General features: G+C 63.6%; 21 protein-coding genes. 10 read left to right on the plus strand and 11 right to left on the minus strand.

Annotated elements, in window-relative coordinates:
* Nucleotides 1–104: 104 nt before the first annotated feature.
* Nucleotides 105–2,024, minus strand: a complete 1,920-nt coding sequence (gyrB, locus tag V5A53_RS05505; RefSeq protein ID WP_332312574.1) for a DNA topoisomerase (ATP-hydrolyzing) subunit B — start codon at nucleotides 2,022–2,024, stop codon at nucleotides 105–107.
* 152 nt (nucleotides 2,025–2,176) lie between these two features.
* On the minus strand, nucleotides 2,177–2,722 hold the full coding sequence (locus tag V5A53_RS05510) for a mechanosensitive ion channel domain-containing protein (protein ID WP_332312575.1): 546 nt from the start codon (nucleotides 2,720–2,722) through the stop codon (nucleotides 2,177–2,179).
* 90 nt (nucleotides 2,723–2,812) lie between these two features.
* Here V5A53_RS05510 and V5A53_RS05515 point away from each other — a divergent pair, with 90 nt between their 5' ends.
* The 6 genes from V5A53_RS05515 to V5A53_RS05540 all read left to right on the plus strand — a co-directional run bounded on the left by V5A53_RS05515 (nucleotide 2,813) and on the right by V5A53_RS05540 (nucleotide 8,520).
* On the plus strand, nucleotides 2,813–3,586 hold the full coding sequence (locus tag V5A53_RS05515; RefSeq protein WP_332312576.1) for a hypothetical protein: 774 nt from the start codon (nucleotides 2,813–2,815) through the stop codon (nucleotides 3,584–3,586).
* Between the two features lie 177 nt (nucleotides 3,587–3,763).
* Nucleotides 3,764–6,163, plus strand: coding sequence for a DNA topoisomerase VI subunit B (locus V5A53_RS05520; protein ID WP_332312577.1), 2,400 nt, complete (start codon nucleotides 3,764–3,766; stop codon nucleotides 6,161–6,163).
* 1 nt (nucleotide 6,164) lies between these two features.
* Nucleotides 6,165–7,271, plus strand: a complete 1,107-nt coding sequence (locus tag V5A53_RS05525) for a DNA topoisomerase IV subunit A (protein WP_332312578.1) — start codon at nucleotides 6,165–6,167, stop codon at nucleotides 7,269–7,271.
* A gap of 40 nt (nucleotides 7,272–7,311) precedes the next feature.
* A complete protein-coding gene (locus V5A53_RS05530) occupies nucleotides 7,312–7,443 on the plus strand; it encodes a hypothetical protein (protein WP_332312579.1) in 132 nt (43 codons plus the stop codon).
* Between the two features lie 28 nt (nucleotides 7,444–7,471).
* Entirely contained in the window at nucleotides 7,472–8,254 is a 783-nt protein-coding gene (locus V5A53_RS05535; protein ID WP_332312580.1) for a hypothetical protein, read from the plus strand.
* The gene (locus V5A53_RS05540; protein WP_332312581.1) at nucleotides 8,251–8,520 is read left to right on the plus strand and encodes a hypothetical protein; all 270 of its coding nucleotides are present in this window, start codon (nucleotides 8,251–8,253) and stop codon (nucleotides 8,518–8,520) included. The genes V5A53_RS05535 and V5A53_RS05540 overlap by 4 nt, the downstream gene beginning before the upstream one ends.
* Nucleotide 8,521: 1 nt before the next feature.
* On the opposite strand, the gene V5A53_RS05545 is transcribed toward V5A53_RS05540, so the two are convergent.
* Complete coding sequence (locus tag V5A53_RS05545; RefSeq protein WP_332312582.1) at nucleotides 8,522–9,214, minus strand: MBL fold metallo-hydrolase; 693 nt, start codon at nucleotides 9,212–9,214, stop codon at nucleotides 8,522–8,524.
* 95 nt (nucleotides 9,215–9,309) lie between these two features.
* On the opposite strand from V5A53_RS05545, the gene V5A53_RS05550 reads away from it, so the two are divergent.
* A complete protein-coding gene (locus tag V5A53_RS05550) occupies nucleotides 9,310–9,555 on the plus strand; it encodes a hypothetical protein (RefSeq protein WP_332312583.1) in 246 nt (81 codons plus the stop codon).
* On the opposite strand, the gene ligA is transcribed toward V5A53_RS05550, so the two are convergent.
* The 3 genes from ligA to V5A53_RS05565 form a co-directional block, all read right to left on the minus strand.
* Nucleotides 9,552–11,204, minus strand: a complete 1,653-nt coding sequence (gene ligA, locus V5A53_RS05555) for an ATP-dependent DNA ligase LigA (RefSeq protein WP_332312584.1) — start codon at nucleotides 11,202–11,204, stop codon at nucleotides 9,552–9,554. The two genes, V5A53_RS05550 and ligA, sit on opposite strands and share 4 nt — an antisense overlap.
* Nucleotides 11,205–11,548: 344 nt before the next feature.
* A complete protein-coding gene (psmB, locus tag V5A53_RS05560) occupies nucleotides 11,549–12,268 on the minus strand; it encodes an archaeal proteasome endopeptidase complex subunit beta (RefSeq protein WP_332312585.1) in 720 nt (239 codons plus the stop codon).
* Nucleotides 12,269–12,308: 40 nt separating this feature from the next.
* On the minus strand, nucleotides 12,309–12,491 hold the full coding sequence (locus V5A53_RS05565) for a hypothetical protein (RefSeq protein WP_332312586.1): 183 nt from the start codon (nucleotides 12,489–12,491) through the stop codon (nucleotides 12,309–12,311).
* A gap of 277 nt (nucleotides 12,492–12,768) precedes the next feature.
* Here V5A53_RS05565 and V5A53_RS05570 point away from each other — a divergent pair, with 277 nt between their 5' ends.
* Nucleotides 12,769–13,140, plus strand: coding sequence for a DUF555 domain-containing protein (locus V5A53_RS05570; protein WP_332312587.1), 372 nt, complete (start codon nucleotides 12,769–12,771; stop codon nucleotides 13,138–13,140).
* On the opposite strand, the gene V5A53_RS05575 is transcribed toward V5A53_RS05570, so the two are convergent.
* The 4 genes from V5A53_RS05575 to V5A53_RS05590 all read right to left on the minus strand — a co-directional run bounded on the left by V5A53_RS05575 (nucleotide 13,137) and on the right by V5A53_RS05590 (nucleotide 17,110).
* Nucleotides 13,137–13,679 carry a CBS domain-containing protein gene (locus V5A53_RS05575; RefSeq protein WP_332312592.1) on the minus strand — a complete coding sequence of 181 codons (543 nt, stop codon included), beginning with the start codon at nucleotides 13,677–13,679 and terminating at the stop codon, nucleotides 13,137–13,139. The two genes, V5A53_RS05570 and V5A53_RS05575, sit on opposite strands and share 4 nt — an antisense overlap.
* A gap of 170 nt (nucleotides 13,680–13,849) precedes the next feature.
* Entirely contained in the window at nucleotides 13,850–14,836 is a 987-nt protein-coding gene (gene purM, locus V5A53_RS05580; RefSeq protein ID WP_332312588.1) for a phosphoribosylformylglycinamidine cyclo-ligase, read from the minus strand.
* Between the two features lie 127 nt (nucleotides 14,837–14,963).
* Entirely contained in the window at nucleotides 14,964–15,614 is a 651-nt protein-coding gene (locus tag V5A53_RS05585; RefSeq protein WP_332312589.1) for a metalloprotease, read from the minus strand.
* Nucleotides 15,611–17,110, minus strand: a complete 1,500-nt coding sequence (locus V5A53_RS05590; protein ID WP_332312590.1) for a TraB/GumN family protein — start codon at nucleotides 17,108–17,110, stop codon at nucleotides 15,611–15,613. Before V5A53_RS05590 ends, V5A53_RS05585 begins: the two co-directional genes overlap by 4 nt.
* 156 nt (nucleotides 17,111–17,266) lie before the next feature.
* Between V5A53_RS05590 and V5A53_RS05595 the strand changes: the two genes are divergently transcribed.
* A complete protein-coding gene (locus tag V5A53_RS05595) occupies nucleotides 17,267–17,725 on the plus strand; it encodes a response regulator transcription factor (RefSeq protein WP_332312591.1) in 459 nt (152 codons plus the stop codon).
* Nucleotides 17,726–17,794: 69 nt separating this feature from the next.
* Here the strand turns inward: V5A53_RS05595 and V5A53_RS05600 are convergent, their stop codons facing one another.
* Complete coding sequence (locus V5A53_RS05600; RefSeq protein WP_442928678.1) at nucleotides 17,795–18,235, minus strand: sensor histidine kinase; 441 nt, start codon at nucleotides 18,233–18,235, stop codon at nucleotides 17,795–17,797.
* A 5-nt stretch (nucleotides 18,236–18,240) separates the two neighbouring features.
* Here V5A53_RS05600 and V5A53_RS05605 point away from each other — a divergent pair.
* A partial coding sequence (locus V5A53_RS05605) for a hotdog domain-containing protein (protein ID WP_332312593.1) occupies nucleotides 18,241–18,394 on the plus strand: 154 nt, incomplete at its 3' end.

Genomic DNA, 18,394 nt, shown 5'->3' on the forward strand with positions numbered 1-18,394 from the left:
ATCGCGTAGTCGATGTACGACTGTTCCATCTCGTCCTCGATGCGGACGGGCTCTACCTTGTTTGCCGGAATATCCGGCGTGTCGGGTGATTCAGAACTCATATATTAGATGTCGATCCACTCGGCTTCGTCGGCGTGTTCCTTGATGAACTGCTTTCGCGGTTCGACCGCATCGCCCATCAGGACGCTGAACATCCGGTCGGCGGCCGCGGCGTCCTCGATGGTGATCTGCTTGAGGATCCGGTTTTCGGGGTTCATCGTCGTATCCCAGAGCTGTTTCGGGTTCATCTCGCCGAGGCCCTTGAACCGCTGGACCTGCGAGGGGTTGCCGTCACAGACCTCCTCGACGATGCGTTCCCGCTCGGCTTCGGTCATCGCGTCGTAGGTCTCGCCCTTGTACCGGATGCGGTACAGCGGCGGCTGAGCGGCGTAGACGTAGCCCCGCTCGATGAGCGGCGTCATGTGCCGATAGAGGAAGGTCAAAAGCAACGTCCGGATGTGTGCCCCGTCGACGTCGGCGTCACAGAGGATGATGATCTTGTGATACCGCGCTTCCTCGATGTCGAACTCTTCGCCGATGCCGGTCCCGACGGCGGTGATGAGGTTCCGGATCTGGTCGTTCTCGAGGATGCGGTCCAGACGGTGTTTCTCGACGTTGAGGATCTTCCCGCGAAGCGGGAGGATGGCCTGGTACTCGGGGTTGCGCCCCTGCTTGGCCGACCCGCCGGCGGAGTCGCCCTCGACCACGAAGAGTTCGGCCTCCTCGGGGTCCTTCGTCTGACAGTCCGCGAGTTTGCCGGGCAGCGACGTCGATTCGAGTGCCGATTTCCGCCGGGTCAGCTCCTCGGCCTTCTTGGCGGCCTTCCGGGCCTTCGCGGCTTCGACGGCCTTCGAGACGATGGACTCGGCCGTACTCGGGTTCTCCTCGAGATACGTCGCCAGTTCCTCGTGGAGGGCGCCTTCGACGATGCCCCGGACTTCGCTGTTGCCCAACTTGGTCTTGGTCTGGCCCTCGAACTGCGGGTCGGGGTGTTTGACCGAGATGACCGCCGTCATCCCCTCGCGGATGTCCTCACCCTTGAGTGTGCCGTCGATGTCCGACAGCATATCGTTGGTCGTCGCGTAGTCGTTGATGACGCGGGTCAGCGCGGTCTTGAAGCCGGTCAGGTGGGTCCCGCCTTCGCGGGTGTTGATGTTATTGGCGAAGGCGTGAATCGACCCCTGTACGCCGGCGGTCGCCTGGATGGCGACTTCGACGTGGATGTCGTCTTCCTCGTCCTCGAAGTAGATGACCTCGTCGTGGAGGACGTCGCGAGTCTCGTTGAGGTATTCGACGAACTCCTTGATGCCGCCTTCGTACTCGAAGGTCTCCTCCTCGCCGTCCTCGGTTCGCTCGTCCCGGATCGTGATGCCGACGCCGGGGTTGAGGAAGGCCAGCTCGCGGAGTCTCGACTGGAGGGTCGAGTACGTGAACTCGCCCGTCTCGAAGATCTCGTCGTCGGGCCAGAAGGTGATCTCCGTGCCCGTCTCCTCGTCCGGTTCCATCTCGCGGACCTTCTCGAGGCCCTGGTCGGGTTCGCCGTGATCGAAGCGGTGCCGCCAGACGTAGCCGTCCCGCTTGATCTCGACTTCGAGCCACTTCGAGAGGGCGTTGACGACGGAGACGCCGACGCCGTGGAGGCCGCCGGAGACCTGATACGATTTACTGTCGAACTTGCCGCCGGCGTGGAGGACGGTCATGATGACCTCGACGGCGGGGCGGTCGTACTCCTCGTGGGTGTCCACGGGGATGCCGCGACCGTCGTCTCTGACGGTCACCGAGTTGTCGTCGTTGATGACGACCTCGATGGTGTCACAGTAGCCGGCGAGCGCCTCGTCGATGGAGTTGTCGACGACCTCGTAGACGAGATGATGGAGGCCACGGGCGTCCGTCGACCCGATGTACATGGCCGGGCGCTTCTGGACTGCTTCGAGTCCTTCCAGCACCTGTATCTGCCCGGCGCTGTATTCACTATCCTGAGACATCTGAAGTATCTACCCGCCCCTAACCACCGGGCAGGTATAAAACCCCCACACGCGCCCGCGCGTGAACGCGTCGTGTGTTAATTTATTACCCACACTAAAACCCGGCCATAGCGAGCCTATTGAAACGTCAACCTACCGGCCGTATTGTACCGTTACTCCTCGGCGTGTTTCGTCCACTTGGCTTCGACGTCGCGGTTGGCCACGACCCACGTATCGCCGTCTTCGAGCGTGAACCGACTCTTCCGCAACTCGATAGCCGAGACAGTGCCTTCAGTGCCCCCAACCGCGACCCGGTCGCCGATCTCGAAGTCCGGGTCCCTGAGCAGGTAGACGCCGGCGACGGTATCCTCGATCATCGCCGAGAGCGCATAGGAGACCCCCAACGCGATGAAGCCGACGGCAGTCCCGAGACTGGCGGCGATATCGCCCATTCCGACGATCTTCAGGAAGGTCAGGGCCGCAGCGAACCACAGGAAGATACCGGCCACCGCGACGAAGAGCTGGGCGACCAGTTGCTGTCGCTCGGTGTAGTACCGCCCGAGCGACGCCTTCAGTGCTGCCAGTATCAGCCGGATGGCGACGTATGCAACGAGGGCGAAAACAAGCCCGGCGATGACCCGCGGAAGCGCCGTCTCGACGCCCTCGAGGAGCCCTCGTAACGTCTGGTCGACGATATGGAGAATGAACTCGGCCACCATACCGACCATCCCTCACCGCTCGGTCAAAAGGGTTCCCCGAATCAGCCGACGGACCCTCACACTTAGGGCGGTGCTCGGAAAAGAAAGCGTATGGCCGAGGAGGGTAGCGAGGCGCCGAACGACGGGACGGAACCGGTAGACGCGCTTGCGTTGACACGCGAGGAGACGCGGCGGACCTTCGAACAGCAGGTCCAGCGACTCCAGGAGATCGACGCCAAGGCCATCGAGATACTGAAGGCCAATCTCCTGCTTATCGGTATCCTGGTCACGGCCGGTTCGATCCTCGTCCAGACGGAGTTCGACGTGGCGGCCTTCTACAACGTCTTCACTGGGTTCGGGGCACTCTTGCTTTTCGTCTCGACGGCCATCGCCGGCGTGACCTACAACGCCTCGAACCTCCGGGGTGGCCTTGATACAAACGACATCGAGCGTGCTCTGGAGCGACACGACGCCGACTCCGACGAGGAGTTCGAAGCGCGCCTCCTCCGCAGTTACGGCCGCTGGATAGAACACAACGCCCGGGTCACCGCCGTCAACGACATCCTCGTGACGCTGACCGTCCTGCTGGTAGTCGACGCCCTGGCGTACGTCGTCGTCGGCGCCGCCGTCGGCACCGCCGGGCTTTCGTTTCCCTCACAGCTCGTCGTCTTCGTCGTCGTCACCGTTCCCACCGTGCTGGTCACCCGGCGGGTCTACCACATGGACCACCTCGGCTACCCCGCCGAAGACGTCGAGGTCGATACCTTCTCCGGCGTCCGTCTCTCGAAGGGTGCCACGCGCGATGAAGGGTTCGAGGCGCTCCGCCGGATGCTGGCCGGACCCGGAGCTCCCTCCGAGAGTGCCCGAGAGGACGCCGACGAATAAATCGGTACGGCCACCGGCTCGGGGAATGGGAGGAGAAAACACACGCCCGGTTCGTTTTATACATAACCGATCCGTCCTCCGTCCGACGTCCGTCATCGAAGCCGTGCCATCTGTCGGTTTCACTTTCACTCCGGTAGCGACGAGGTTTTACGTGGGTGGGGATTTACGTCAAAACGAATGACCTCGTTTCAGTCGCAACTCGGGGAAGGCGGCGGCAGCGAGCCTGCGACGGCCGAGCAGTTGGCCGAGAGTCAGCGCTCCATCTCTATCGCCGAGTTCTTCGAGAAGAACAAGCAGATGCTGGGCTTCGACAGCGGGGCCAAGGCACTCGTCACGGCCGTCAAGGAGGCCGTCGACAACGCCCTAGACGCCACCGAGGAAGCCAGCATCCTTCCGGACATCTACGTCGAAATCGAAGAGGTCGGCAACTACTACCGGCTCACTATCGAGGACAACGGGCCCGGTATCACGAAAGAGCAACTCCCGAAGGTCTTCGGGAAACTCCTCTATGGCTCCCGGTTCCACGCCCGCGAACAGACCCGTGGCCAGCAGGGTATCGGTATCTCCGCGGCGGTCCTCTACTCGCAGCTCACCTCCGGCAAGCCCGCGAAGATCACCTCCAAGACCGAGAACGGCGGTGACGCCCAGTACTTCGAGTTGACCATCGATACGGACACCAACGAGCCCGAGATCGACGTCGACGAGTCCGCATCGTGGGAACGCCCCCACGGGACCCGCATCGAACTGGAGATGGAGGGCAACATGCGCGCCCGCCAGCAACTCCACGACTACATCAAGTACACGGCGGTCGTCAACCCCCACGCCCGCATCGAGTTCCACGAACCCAAGGAGTCCCAGAAGTTCGAGCGGGCGACCGACCAGTTGCCGCCCGAAACCGAGGAAATCCGTCCACACCCCCACGGCGTCGAACTCGGGACGCTCCTGAAGATGCTCGACGCGACGGATTCCTACTCCATCTCCGGGTTCCTGCAGGGCGAGTTCACCCGCGTCGGCGGCAAGACCGCCGGCGAGGTCGTCGACAACTTCCGGGACCGACACTACGGCCGGGAGATGGCGTGGCGGCCGCCACAGGCCCACGAGGACGCCGATACCGAGAGTGCGGTTTCCGACGCCGTGGCGAACAAAAGCGCCGACGCGACCGATGCCTTCGCCGAGCGACTGGCCGACGAGATCGCCGACAACGACCGCATCGCCCACGGCGAAGTCGCCGACCTCGCTGACGAACTCGCCGACGACGTCGAAGACGAGTTCGACGAAACCTTCGGGTCCACCGTCCGGGAGAACGCCGTCGAAGCCGCGTGGGAGGAGATAACGGTCGACCGCCGCGCCGACTGCTACGAACTCGTCGACGAGGCGACCACGACCCGGAAGGACGACGCCGCGGTCGAAGGGATGGCCCGCCGACTGGCGGACAAGTTCGACGAACAGGAAGATACACGTAATCGCGTCACTCGGTCGGGACTCCGGGAGTTCGTCGACCGGGCAGCCGATATGACCGAAGACCGGGACGACGCCAGTTTCGGCGACACCGCCCGCGAGAACATCGTCGACGCCTTCTGGGGGGAGGCCGCCCGCGTGGACGACGACGTCCCGAACGTCAAATCCGTCGCCGGCGAACGCGACACGGCTGCCCAGTTCCTCGAAGCGATGCGCGAGACGGACATCCTCGCGCCGCCGACGGACTGTCTGGCACCCATCTCCGAGGACCTCGTCCAGGCCGGCCTCGAAAAGGAATACGAGGCCGACTTCTACACCTCCGTCACCCGCGATGCGGCGGTACACGGCGGCGACCCCTTCGTCGTCGAGGTCGGCATCGCATACGGCGGGGACCTGCCGGCCGAAGGGGGCGTCGAAGTCCTCCGCTTTGCCAACCGGGTCCCGCTGGTCTACCAGCGCGGCGCGTGTGCCACCGTCGACGTCATCAAGGACGTCAACTGGCGGAACTACGGCCTCGACCAGCCCGGCGGCTCCGGGATGCCGAGCGGGCCCGCCGTCATCATGGCCCACGTCGCCTCGACGAGCGTCCCCTTCACCAGCGAATCGAAGGACGCCGTCGCCAACATCCCCGAAATCGAGAAACAGCTCCGGCTCGCCCTCCAGGAGGCCGGCCGGGAGATGAACTCCTATCTCAGCAAACAGCGCTCGCTGGAGAAGCGCCGACGCAAGCAGAACGTCATCGCCGACATCCTGCCGGAGATGGCCGACAAACTCGCCGAGGTGACCGAGCGTGAACCGCTCGATATCGACGACTCGCTGGCACGCATCATGAACAACGTGCTCATCGAGCGGTCCGTCAACGGCTCGACGGTGGAGTTGACCATCCACAACCACGGCGACACCAACGTCGACCCCGAGATTACCGAGATCGTCACCGCCGACCCCGGCGACCACGAGGACGCCACCGTCGTCGAGATGGACGGCGAATGGTTCCTCAAGTGGTCCCCGACGGTTTCCGGCGGCGAGAAAGCGACCCTCGAATACGACATCGACGGCGACGCCGACTTCGACGTCTCCGTCGAAGGCATCGAAAACGAGCGGTTGACCATCAACGCATAACATGAGCGCAAACGACGACTACGAGATCCAGGACGACCTCGCCCGCGAGCGGCTTATCGACCTCGCAAGCGAGTTCTACGACCAGTTCGCCGAGGGGGACGTTCCGACGATGGAGATCCCGACTCGGACGAAAAGCAACATCGTCTTCGACGAGGACAAGGACGTCTGGGTCTACGGCGACCGCACCTCGACCCGTTCGGCCAACACCGTCTCCGGCGCCCAGAAGCTCCTGAAGGCGATCTACACCATCGAGTTCCTCGAAAACCAGCTCAAGGAGGGCCGCTCGTCGACCCTGCGTGAACTCTACTACCTCTCCGAATCGTGGGACGAAGAGCGCGCGCAGTTCAGCGGCCAGGACGAATCCAACCAGCTCGTCGAGGACCTCGAGATCGTCTCCGACGTCACCCGCGAGGACTTCCACATGCGCCCGGAGGAGTCCGGCGCGACCATCATGGGCCCGCTTTTCCTCCGCGAACAGACGCGCCGCGGCGAGCGGGAGATCCACTGTCAGAAGGACGTCGGGGAGGGCGGCTACCAGATTCCGAACAACCCCGACACCATCGAGTTCCTCGACAACGACGCCGACTTCGTCCTGTGTGTGGAGACCGGTGGTATGCGGGATCGCCTCGTCGAGAACGGCTTCGACGAGGAGTACAACGCCATCATCGTCCACCTCAAGGGCCAGCCCGCACGAGCGACCCGCCGCATCACCAAACGGCTCCACGACGAACTCGACCTCCCGGTGGTCGTCTTCTGTGACGGCGACCCGTGGTCGTACCGCATCTACGCGTCGGTATCGTATGGGTCCATCAAATCGGCCCACCTCTCGGAGTACCTCGCGACGCCGGAGGCCGAATACATCGGCATCCAGCCGGAGGACATCGTCGAGTACGAACTGCCGACCGACCCCCTCAGCGACTCCGACATCAACGCGCTGGAAAGCGAACTCGACGACCCGCGCTTCCAGGACGACTACTGGACCGAACAGATCGAACTCCAACTCGACATCGGCAAGAAGGCCGAACAGCAGGCACTCGCCTCCCGCGGCCTCGACTTCGTGACCGACACCTACCTCCCCGAACGCCTCACGGATATGGGCGTACTGTAATCGGCTAAATCGTTTTTACGCCAGCCTTCGTGGCCGGTCTATGGCCCTCCGAAGACGGCAGATTCTCGCGCTCGCTGCGACCGGCGTGGCCCCGGCACTCGCCGATTGCTCGCCCTGTGGCGAGACATGGACCGGCGTCGGGTTCCACGCGAACCGGCGGCTATCGAACTGATGGGTGGCGAGTCGACGCACAACTGACGGTGAATTTCAATTTCGGTCGGGAGGGCAACGGCATCAAGGCGCCGGCGCTGGCGTTGTTCGGTGCCGACGGCGCCCTACTGACAGAGGCACCGGTCGACGACCTGACGTGGAGCGACGTGCCGGCGGAAGCCAAGGAATCCGACGACTGTGGCGAGTACGCCACGGTAAGCCGCGAGGCGACGCTCGAAAGCGACCGGTTTCCGGAGTTAGTCGGCCTCCGGTTCGACGAGTACCGGACTGGCTTCGACGAATCGACGACCGTTTCGAGGTATCCTGATGGGACGCCGAACGGCGAGGTTTCGCCCCTCGACTACGAGATGGTCGACTTCGAGAGTTTCGGTATACCGCCCGAGAACATCGAATACGGCTCGCCGATTCAGGACGCACGGTTCAACGCGGGACCACTCATCTGTGAGGACCGCGAGATGCACGCCGAAGCCCGGAGGAACGTACACCTGACGTTCAGGGGCCAGCGGACGCTTCCGGCTGAACACTACCATCCGTTCCTCTCGGACCTGCAACCCGATGGGGACCGACTGATAGCGACGATCGGCCTTCAGACGGCACCCCGATTCCGGCGGGGAGAGTGCTTACGAACCGCCTGGACGGCGAGCGTCGACCTCACGGAACCGGCAGCGATGCCATCGACGGTCGAAATCAGGACGCTCGATGCCGACGGCGAGGTCAGCGATACGCAAGTCCTCGACGTCGTAACCGACACCCCCCGAGTCGTGACCGCCTGCCACACGCTTTTCTCGGCCCGACACGAACTACACCTGTGAAGTGGCGCTGTGGCGACTGTGACCGGGTCTACGACGAACCGCCGGAGACGTGCGTCTGTGGGTCGGCGAACCTCAATCCGGCGGCCGACGAGGACCGCGGGCGATCGCGCTACTCGTTGCTCGCCTTGCGGGAGCGCCTGCTGGACCCGAAAAACGCCGACAGAAGCCTCGTCCGCGACGAGCCGTACGTCTCACTCGCCTTCCGCGTGCTGTTTGCCGTCGCCGTATCCTGTATCCTCTTGGTCACCATCGGATCGGTCCTCTGAATCAGTCGTCGAGGGCGACCCGAACGCCTCGTGATTCGAGGCCCTCCGCGAACGCCTCGGCGTCCGCCTCGATATCCGGGTAGGTATCGTAGTGGATCGGAACGACGAGGTCCGGATCCATCGCCTCGGCGAGGTCGGCGGCCTCGTGGCGGTCCATCGTGAACGTCCCGCCGATGGGCGGACAGAACACGTCGACGTCGAGATATTCGTGGCCGTCGAGCACGTCGGTATCGCCGGGCCAGTAGACCGAGACGCCGTCGAGGGTGACGTGGAAGCCACAGCCGCGTCCCTCGGGATGGTACGGTTCGCCGTTCGGTCGCGTATGTGGGCCGTCGGGGTCGTTGTAGGCGGCGGTCGTCCGGATGATCGCGTCGCCGACTGCGATGTCGGCCTCCATGTCGACGGTCCGAACCTCGTAGGGTAGGTCGGCGGGCCGTTCGACGTCGCGGTCGATTAGATGGGTGTTGATGCCCTCGAAGAGAACGATTGTCGCGTCATCGGCGGCGACTCGCCGGATGGCGTCGGTATCGTAGTGGTGGTCGTGGGAGACACAGATTACGTCCCCATCATCACCATCGTAATCGTCTAAGACGCCGTAGCGGCCGGGGTCGACGTAGACGACTGTATCGGCGCCTTCGAGTCGGAGCGTCGCGTAGCCGAGCCACGCGATATCGAGACCCTCGTGGTGGAGCATATCCGCACTACGTGACGGTCCGTCTCAAGCCCGGCGATTTTCACGTCGTGAAACGGTGTCCCATTTTTATATGCCGAGTTATGCAACTGGACGGTATGGCGAGTGACGAAGAACTCGCACGCCACGTCTCGCAAGTAGAGGGGTGTCGGGGCCACGGAAACGCGGCACCGACCGAAGAACTCGACGAGTACCGGGAAGTCGCAGGCGAGATCCACGACGAACTCGCCCGTCGCATCGAACGCGTCGACGAAGCATCGGCCGACGAGGCGGACCTCGCGACCGTCGTCGAGCGGCTCGAACGGCTCGAATCCCGGCTCGACGACCTCGAATCGCGTCTTTAGCGCTGGGCATCGACGAGCCGTTCGACGCGTTCGAGACTGTCGGCGTCGGCCGGGTCCTTGTCCTCCCGGACGCCGACGAATCGCGGGAATCGGAGGGCATACCCCGACGAATAGGTCGGCGACCGTTGAATTTCCTCGTATCCCACCTCGAAAACGACTTCAGGAGCGATGTCGACCTCGGTTCCGGATTGCGACCGGATGTGCGGTTCGAGCAACTCGTCTAACTCCGCGAGTTTCTCGTCGGTGATACCGGTCGCTACCTTGCCGATGGTCTCGTAGTCGTCGCCGTCGCGGGCCGAAAGCAGGAAGGTTCCGAGGAGGTTCGCACGGCGCCCTTCGCCCCACTCGGCGCCGGTGACCACGAGGTCGAGCGTTTCGACGTCCGGTTTGCGTTTCAGCCAGTTCTTCCCACGGTTGCCCGGCGTGTACGCCGAATCGGGGTTCTTGAGCATGATGCCCTCGTGGCCTGCCTCCAGCGCGTCGGCCTCCAGATTCGCGATTTCGTCGGCATCGTCGGTAACGGCGAGTTCGGAGACACCCTCCGAAAGCACCGACGAAAGTCGGTCGTGGCGTTCGACCAGCGGCGCATCGAGCAGGTCGTCGCCGTCGGCATGGAGGCAGTCGAAGGCGTGCAGTTCGACTGCCACGTTCTCGCGGGCCACCGCCACGTCGTGTTTCCGGCGGAAGCGCCGCAGGATCTCCTGAAATGGCAGGGGTTCGCCGTCCTCGTCGACCGCGACGACCTCGCCGTCCAGAATCGCCGGAACGGTGAGTTCGTCGTCGACGAACTCGACGATTTCAGGCAGCGGGTCCGTCACGTCTTCGAGGTTGCGAGAGAACAACTGCGTCGTCTCGCCGTCGTAGTGGACCTGCACCCGGGCGCCGTCGAATTTGGTCTCGACGGCCGCTTTCTCCCACTCGTCGAGGGCGTCGACGGCGGTGCCGGCCTGTGCGAGCATGGCCTGAACCGGCCGGCCGACTTCGAGGTGGACGTCGGCCAATCCGGATTCGCCTTCGTCTCGGGCGGTTTCGGCGACGAGCCCGCAATCGTTCGACACCTGCAACGCCCGTTCGACAGCTTCCGTCGGCACACCGTAGGCCTCCGCTATCGCATCGCGGACGGTCCCCTCGCCGACACCGACGCGCATCTCGCCCAACACGAGTCGAGCGAGGAAGCGAGCCTCCAGCGACTCGGCACGATTGAACAGGCCGAACAGCGTATCGAGTTTGGTGTCCGTACTGCCCGACCCCGCAGCAGCGGCGAGGTTCCGAAGTGTCTCGTCTACCTCGGCGACGGTCAGGGCGTCGCTGCCACCACCGCCGAACGCGGCGAGGCCCTGCTGGCCGCCCAGATCCAGTTCCTCCGCGACCGCACCTATTTCGCCGACGTCCGCCAGTCGGTCCTCGATGTCGTCGGCCGAGACGTTCTGCCCGGCGGCCTTCGCCAGCGCCCCATAGCAGAGGTTCGGCCCGATATCGAGTTTCGTACCGTCGTGGGCCGGGAAGACCCGCCCCTGGACGAACCGCGTCACGATACCGAGGTCATCGCCCGCCTCCTCGGACAGCTCGGCGACCAAGCCGATGGTTTCGAGGTCCGCAGGCTCTGCTTCCATCTCGGCGGCACGGGCGGCAAACTCGGCGAACTCCATCGCTATTCGGTAGGCGAGTCCTCCGATTAAAAGGTGCGAATCAAGATGAGGGCAAATAGAAGTAGAGCATCCGCGAGCGCCCGCAGGGCGCGAGTGGTTCCGCCGCGCCGACCGGAGGGAGGCGCGGGACCGAGACCTGACGATAGGTCCCGCGAACGGAGTGAGCGGGAACGTTGGAAGACGAGCCTAGCGAGTCTTCCTGAGAGAGGGTCGAAGTGTCTTTTTCATCGAAGTGGTTCGAGAGTCGCCATCGGCGACTCTCGTCATCCAGCGAATCGCCGGAGGCGATTCGCATGGATTTTTGCCGGCGGGCCTGCGGCCCGCCGTGCAAAAAGTTCGGGGTTCTAGAGCACGTCGTCGAAGTTCTTGTGACCCTTGATGTCGACGCCCTCGTCAGTGATTGTGGCGAGGAAGACGCCGTTGCCGGAGCCGGTGTCGCGTTCGACAGCGGCCTCGATGCCGGAGGCAGCGACTTTCTTGGCTTCCTCGTTGGTCATGTCGTCCTCGTACTCGCGTTCGAGGGTGCCGTAGGCGACGGTGAGGCCGGAGCCGGTGACCGTGTAGTCGTCTTCCATGACCCCGCCAGCGGGGTCGATGGAGAAGACGTGGTGGCCGTCCTCGTCGACGCCGCCGAGGATGGGGTTGATGGCGAAGAAGGGGCCGCCTCGGGCGAAGTTGCCCGCGAGGGTGGCGAGCGCTTCGATGGGGATGTCCTCGCCACGGCGGGCCTCGTAGAGGTTGACCTCGGCGCGGAGCGACCGGATGAACGACTGGGCGCCGCCGACGGAGCCGACCAGCGTCAGAGCGGCGTTGGGGTGGATCTGTTCGACCTTCTGGACGTCCTTGTTGGAGACGAACCGGCCACCGAGGGACGCGCGCATGTCGGTGGCGATGACGACGCCTTCGGACGTGGAGATGCCGATGGTCGTCGTGCCGGTCTTGTTGACGCTTTCGAGATCATCCGCGGTGAGGTCGTTGGACGGTACCTCGCCGAGTTCGGGTTCGTACGGCGAGAGCGTGTGGTCCTGACCGGTCCGCGGCAGGGAGGAATCTGGTTGTCGCATTGCCTGCTGGTAGAAACCGACCGCTGATAAATCCTTTCGGTCAGGCCGTCGCTTCCGGTGTCGCGTTCTCGTAGGCCGCGCCGAGGCGGTCGACAACGCGACCGATTGGGAGTGTGAAGCCAACCCTGCTCGTCGCTAACGCGACGGGGAGGAGTGCGATACCGAGGACGATGCTGAACTGGTACAGAGCGAAGACGAACGCCCGGTACACCTGGGATGCCATCTCGACAGTCCCAATCCATTGGATATATAAATACTTTCTCCTCGACTCGGCGTATCGTATGATAGATTATGAGGAAAAACACCGCCGCTGTCTTGCGATTCAACTATAGTTGTGTTGGCAGCTATTCGAGGCGAAAGTCGGACGGCTGGAACGGATAACGTCGGTACCTACGGCGGGCCATTCTCATAAGTTATGACGAGGATTCCGGTCACGTGCGCCCGGCGAAGGCCGGGCCGGAAACAATAGGGCTATCCGTCAGGCACCGTTTGCAACGTGTATGAGCAACTACGTCGTCGCGATGGAAGCCGCATGGTTGGTTCGTGATGTCGAAGAGATCGACGACGCCATCGGTGTCGCCGTGAGCGAGGCGGGCAAGCGCCTCAACAACGCCGACATGGACTACGTCGAAGTCGAGGTCGGCGCGACGCCCTGTCCCGCCTGTGGCGAGGCCTTCGATTCGGCCTTCATCGCCGCCGATACCGCACTCGTCGGTCTCCTGCTGGAGATGAAAGTCTTCAACGCCGATAGCGACCAGCACGCCTCTCGAATCGCCAAAAGCGAAGTCGGTGGCGCCCTCCGTGACGTACCTCTGAAAGTCATCGAAACCTTCGAGAAGGGCGAAGAAGTCGAAGAACCCGACGAAAACTAGGACATGTGGGCGGCGACGTCCGCCTCGGTGATGATACCGAGTAGCTGTCCGTCCGCAACGACCATCACCGCGTCCTGATGGTTGAGGTGGGCGTTGACCTCGTCCATCGTCGCGGTCGGTTCGACCGTCGTGATGGCCTCGCGCATCGCGTCTGCGACCGGCAACTCCCCGGCGCTTTCCTCCTCCAGTTGCCGGATATCGGAGTTCGAGATGATACCTTGCGGCCGACCGTCGCGGACGACCGGCAACTGGGAGTAACCTTCCTTGACCATCACGTCGATAGCATCCCGAAGGCTGTCGTCCGGCGCAACCGTGACGACGCCTTCGTGCATGATGTCTTCCGCGTGCATGACGGCGCTTTCGGCCTCGTCGAGCGCGTTGACGATGCGTCGAAGCGTCGATAGCCGAGGGTCGACGTCGCCGCCCTCGATACGGGCGATAAGCGGCTGGGAAACGTCGGCCCGATCGGCGAGTTCGCTCTGTGTCAACCCGAGATCCGTCCGTCGCTCTCGGAGATCCGCTGGCGTCGGCAGGTCCATACCCATGCGCCACAATAACCTTGAGTTATACAAAAACCTTCCCCCAGACGAGGATTCAAATACGAGGACGGGACCAGCGGCCGTATGCGGTAGCAAGCGGCGGCCGGCCCCCAAGGCGGGAGCGCGGGGACGGGTTGGCCGACCGACGACCGGCGCCCCCGCCTGTTCGCTTACAGTTCCAACCCGCGGATGGCGACGCCGTCGCCGTCTTCGACATGGCCAATAATTCGAGCGTCACCCAGTTCCTCGACGACGGCCTCGGCATCGTCCTCGGGTAGCGCCGCGACGAACCCCGTCCCCATGTTGAACGTCCGGTGCATCTCCTCGTCGCTCACGTCGCCTTCCGCCTGGACGAACTCGAAGACCGGTTGCGCTTCGAAGGGGTCCGTGATCTCGTAGCGGAACTCGCCCATCCGCGAGAGGTTCGTCCAGCCGCCGCCGGTGACGTGTGCCGCGGCATGCGTCTCCGCGGCGTGAAGCGGCCCGAGCACCTCCCGGTAGATGCGGGTCGGTTCCAGCAACACCTCGCCGATGGACCGACTCTCATCGTACGGGAAGGGGTCGGTGTACTCGTGGTTCCGCGTCGCCGCCTCCCGGGCCAGCGTCAGCCCGTTGGAGTGGATGCCCGACGACGGGAGACCGACCAGCACGTCGCCGGCCTCGGCTTCCCCGTCGAAGAGTTCGTCTTCGGTCGCGAGGCCGACACAGGCGCCCGCGAGGTCCAGTCCCTTGATGACCTCCGGCATGACTGCTGTCTCGCCGCCGACCAGTGCGATTTCGGCCTGTTCGGCCCCAGCCGAGAGCCCGTCACCGATCTGTTCGGCGGTTTCATCGTTCGGTTCCTCGATGGCGAGGTAGTCGACGAACGCCACCGGCGTCACGCCCGTCGCGATGAGGTCGTTGGCGTTCATCGCGATGCAGTCGATGCCGATCGTCGAGTAATCCCCCAGTGCCTCGGCGACGAGCAGTTTCGTCCCGACGCCGTCGGTTGCCAGGGCGAGATACCGGTCACCGATGTCGACGAGTCCGGCGTAGTCGCCTTCGAACTCGCCGACGGCACCGATGAGCGCCGCCGTCGCTGCTTCGCTGGCCTCGATGTCGACGCCGGTCTCGGCGTAGGTAAGCCCCTCCTCGTCCTCGTCGGTCTCTTCGGTCATACCCGAACCGGTGTCCGACCGGAGCAAAAACGCGTCGGTTCCGAGGCTCATACGCGTCGTTATGATGCTGTACCGATCACCGACATACGAGTCGGCGAGTACCAATAGATTGATACAACGGCCCGTATCAGAACGTCGGGAAGCCGACCACGAAGAAACTCCCCACCGCGAGCGCGACGGTCCCCAAGAAGACGGCCGCGAAGACCGTCTTGCTCCAGCCGAGGACCTTCTTCCCGTCGAGCGGCCCGAACGGAATCATGTTGAACGCCGCAAGAACGGCGTTGATGATGATGCCGAGTTGACCGACGTCACCGAGGAAGCCACTGAGGAGGTAGAACGGCAGGAAGACTGCAACGAGGGCGACGTTCGTCAGCGGGCCTGCCACGGAGACCAACCCGTTTTCGCGAACTGTGATTCGGCCCCGATGGTGGACCGCGCCGGGGGCCGCAAAGAGGAAGCCCGCGAGCGCGGCGCCGAGACACAGTGCCAACATAGGATAATCGGCTCGGAAGGCCGCCACCTGACCGAACCGAACGGCGACGACCTTATGGGCCAGTTCGTGGAGCAGGAAGCCGACGCCGACGGTGAGCATGCTCACGGCGAGAAGTCGGCCGAACGCTGGCGAGGAGACCACGCTCGCGATGTCCGGGAACACCTGTCGGCCGGTCGCTCGAAAGAAGAAGACGCTGAAGGCCGCACCGAGGACGATCCATGCGACGACGAGGTCGCGAAGTTCGTCGGGATAGAACCGGATGCCACCGAGCGTGACGCCGCTCATCGGAATACCTCCACGAGGAGTTCGAGGCTGTTACGCGCGGCTTCGAGCATCAACCGCGCAACGCCGCTGGCCCCTTCGATGCCGGAACCGGCGAACAAGTACGGCAACAGCACGGTCGCGAAGACGACACTGCCGACGAAGCTCCCGATGTTCGTGAGCGCGACGATCATGATGAGTCGGAACAGCGGGACCGACTTGAGGTTCCGCCACAGCTCTCGGATGGGGGCTTCCTCGTCGCTCATGATTTCGTTGAGTTCCTTGATATCACCGACGTTGACGTCGAGGTAGCGCAACTCGACGTATCCGGCGAACCACCCCGGCGCGAGAAGGGGGTTGACGCTCGTCAGCCACGCGACGCCGCCGCCGACGCCAGCGGAACTCCAGTGGGCACCGGCGAGTTTCGCCAGCCCGAAGGCGAGGATTCCGTTGACGAGGAACCACGCTGCAAAGAGGCTGATGAGCAGGTCACTGGATGCCCCTTCGACGCCGGTGTAGGTGGCGATAGCCAGCAGGAGGAAGAAGACGAGGAAGCCGAGCGTGAACAGGTAGCCGAAGAGCTTGTACAGCGAGAAGCGACTCCCCGAGGCACGCCCCGTCAATTCGCTCATGTCGGGTAGCATCGACGGTGTCTCCAGATATCGCTCGATGCCCTCGCGGTGACCGGCGCCGACTATGGCGACGACGTGTTTGCCCTGATCGCGGAGGGCGACGAGCTGATGGGCGATGTACGCGTCCCGTTCGTCGATGAGCGCCTCCGCACCGCCCGGGGAGAACCGGCGGAACTCTTCCATCATCGCGCCGACGACGTCGGTGTCGGTCATCTGCTCGATGTCGAACTCCTCGATCTCGTCGTCTTCGGGGGCCATCCGAAAGAGTGCAACGACGATGAGCCCGCCGAGCAACAGCCCGAGCCCGAGGCCGACGATGAGGGTATCGAGGATACTAACCAACACGCCGGGGCCGAGAGCGCTCGGGACGACGAAGGGGCCAGCAATCGCGCCCGCGACGATGGAGATCATGAGGGCGATACCGACGCCGACGCCCATACCGACCTCGCGTGGGTCGCCGAGCCCAACTGCAAGGTTGCCTATCAGTTTGATCTTCTCGAGGAAGGTAAGACGGGACCAGAACCGCTGTATCGTCACCTGGATGTCGCGGTCGACGAGTGCGACGTCGATGCCGTGGCCCTCGGCGCTGTCGATGGCGGCCTTCATATCGGCCCCCGGTTCGATATCGAACCGCTCGCCGAGGCGGGCCTGCACGTACGAGAGCATCCAGTAGGCGAGGAACTGATACACGGTATTCCCGCGGAGGAGGTCGCCGGCATCGAGGTCCTCTGGGGTTTCGCCTTTCATCTGGCGATACCGCCCCTCGTCGAGTTCGACGGCGACGACGTCGGGTCGCTCGTCGTCGATGACCTCTTCGACTTCGTTGACGCTCGCCTCGGAGACGTGCGCGGTTCCGACGACGCGCACGGACCCCTCCTCGTCGCTCATTGTCGGTTTCAATCGGTCGAGCGGCTTACGTGTGTCGGGATTGGACCACAGGTGGGCCACGAGATTGATTAGTCATCCCTCTCTTAGAAACGGCTAGGTCCGACTCACAGGCCCTCCGATCAGCTATCAACTGGCGAGTCGACCGCAGGGACAACCATGTCCAAGGATACGAACACCGTACTCGTCGTCGACGACGAACGGGACGTGGCCGAGGGGTACGCACTCTGGTTGGAGGATGATTACGACGTGCTCGTCGCGACGGGCGGTGCGGAGGCACTCGAGAAGGCACACGAAGCCGACGCGGTGCTACTGGACCGCCGAATGCCCGGGATGAGCGGCGACGAAGTCCTCGAACGACTCCGAGAAGCTGACTACGACTGTCGGGTCGCGATGGTCACTGCCGTCGACCCGGATTTCGATATGATGAAGATGCCGTTCGATGCCTACCTCACGAAACCCGTCGGACGGGACGGACTACGAGCGACCGTCGAACAACTGCTCGACCTCTCGGAGTACGACGACGCGGTCCGAGAGCAGTTCCGCTTCGCGGAAAAGCAGGCGAACCTCGAGATGCTGAACCCCCGTCCGAACTCGAGGAAAGCGAGGAGTACGTAGAACTGAGCGAACGGCTCGAGGAGTTACGGGAGACCACGGCTGGCTTCGAATCAGGGCGAAACCTCCCGATCAATCGCCGGACGTTTCGGTCAGTCCGGTCAGGCCCGTTACTTCGAACCGAGCACCGCCCGCCTTGCTTTCGGTTGCCCGAATCGACCAGCCGTGGGCGTTGGCTATCGTCCGGACGATACTCAGCCCGAATCCCATCCCGTTCTCCTGAGAGGATTCACCGTGTTCGAAGACCGCCTCGCGGTCGGTCTCGGGGATGCCAGGGCCGTCGTCGGCGACGTAGAAGCCGGTCTCGGTGTCGAACATGCCGACGCGGATATCGACGGCGTCACCGCCGTGTCGGATGACGTTTCCGAGGAGGTTCTCGAGACGTTTCTCCGCCGTCGGTGGAGTTCTCGCCGTGCGTGGCGGATGCCGGCAGAATCGAAGGGATCTTTCGGCGGTTGGGGCAGCCGTAGGGTGGAAACCGACTGGTATTTTCACCCCCTGGAACCGATGCATGGACCATGCCGGATGTACTGGATACACTGATCGAGAACAGGTGGATGGTGCAACCGAATCATGCGAACAACCTGAACACCGCACATGGGGGGAACGTGATGAAATGGATGGACGAGGCAGGAGCGATGAGCGCCATGCACTTCTCCGGTGAGACGTGCG

Source organism: Natronomonas sp., assembly GCF_036625485.1.
GTDB lineage: Archaea > Halobacteriota > Halobacteria > Halobacteriales > Haloarculaceae > Natronomonas.